Source organism: Mesorhizobium sp. M7A.F.Ca.CA.001.10.2.1 (assembly GCF_003998575.1).
Lineage (GTDB): Bacteria > Pseudomonadota > Alphaproteobacteria > Rhizobiales > Rhizobiaceae > Mesorhizobium.
In genome coordinates this window covers 1-1,315 of record NZ_RZQY01001044.1, presented here as the reverse complement: position 1 = coordinate 1,315, position 1,315 = coordinate 1, and the positions used below count along the sequence as shown (strand labels likewise).

Here is a 1,315-nt window from a genome sequence, read left to right as displayed (position 1 = left end):
GGTCTGCTCGTTGATGTGCTTGATATGAGCGGCCGAACCCGCCACGACGCCCGCGACGGTGTCGCTGTGGCCGCCAAGGTATTTCGAGGCCGAATGCAGCACCCGGTCGACACCATGCGTGATCGGCTTCTGGAAGACCGGCGTCGCCCAGGAATTGTCGATGGTGGTGACGATGCCCTGTTCCTTGGCCAACCGTGTCAGATGCGCGATGTCCTGCAACTCGAACATCATCGAGGTCGGGCTTTCCAGATACAGCAGCTTGGCGCCGGGAAGTGCCGCCGCCACCGCATCCGGGTCGGAGCCGTCGACATAATCAACCTTGATGTTGAGCCGCGGCAACAGCCGCTCGAACAAACGGTAGGCATCGCCATAGCAATTGCGCACCGCCACGATGCGCTCGCCTGCCCCAACGAACGCAAGCACCGTGGCGCTGATCGCCGCCATGCCGCTGGAAAAGCCGCGCGCGGCTTCTGCGCCCTCAAGCGCTGCCACGCGCGCCTCGAACTCCATCACCGTCGGATTGTCGCCGCGCGAATAGATCGGCTGCTTTCGTTTGCCAGCAAAGGTATCGGCCATCTCGGCATAGCTGGCGAAGGTGAACAGCGAGGTCTGGTAGATCGGCGGCACCACCGCACCGCCAGGGAACGGTTCGTCATGCGCCAAGAGTGTCGCCGCCTCGGCGAGATAGTCGTGATCGAAACCGGATGGATGCTCGTTCATGTCTGGCTCGAAAGTTTGAGTTTGGCCGCACCGCGCTTGAGATCGTCCTCGACGGTGGCGATCAGCTTGAGCGCTTCGGCGCGGGCGCCCTGCGGGTCACGGGCTGCGATGCATTCGTAGATGGTGCGGTGATAGGGAAAGCTGGCATGGCCGAAATCGCGAACGCCGAGCGGATGCTCCCAGAAGCGGTGGAACAATTCGTACATGGCGGCGATGATCTGCTCGAACAGCGGATTACCCGAGGCCCGGTAGATCGCCTGGTGGAACTCCCAATCCTCTTCCGACGACATGCCGTCGCGCGTGCGGAACGCCTGCTCCATGATGTCGAGCTTGCGTGCAATTTCGGCGATGTCGGCCTGGCTGGCGCGTTCGGCGCAAAGGGCTGCGGCCTCCGCCTCCAGCGCGCGGCGGATCTCCATCGTCTGCATCAGGCTGGTGAAATCATTGCCGCCCGCCAGCGTCAGCGGCATGTGCAGCATATCGTGTGAAACAGCCGCCTTGAGATAGGTGCCGCTGCCCTGCCGGCGCTCGACGAGGCCGAGCCCTTCCCAGCGTGTCAGTGCCTCGCGCACGGTGTTGCGGCTGACCTTCAGCC

2 protein-coding genes are annotated in these 1,315 nt (G+C 63.5%); both read right to left on the bottom strand.

Annotated features, from left to right (window positions below):
- On the bottom strand, window positions 1–720 hold a 720-nt coding region (locus EN964_RS34870), incomplete at its 3' end, for a PLP-dependent transferase (protein WP_206528820.1).
- Window positions 717–1,315 (bottom strand): FadR/GntR family transcriptional regulator (locus tag EN964_RS34865; RefSeq protein WP_164776401.1); only part of this gene is annotated, 599 nt, incomplete at its 5' end. The genes EN964_RS34865 and EN964_RS34870, both read right to left, overlap by 4 nt.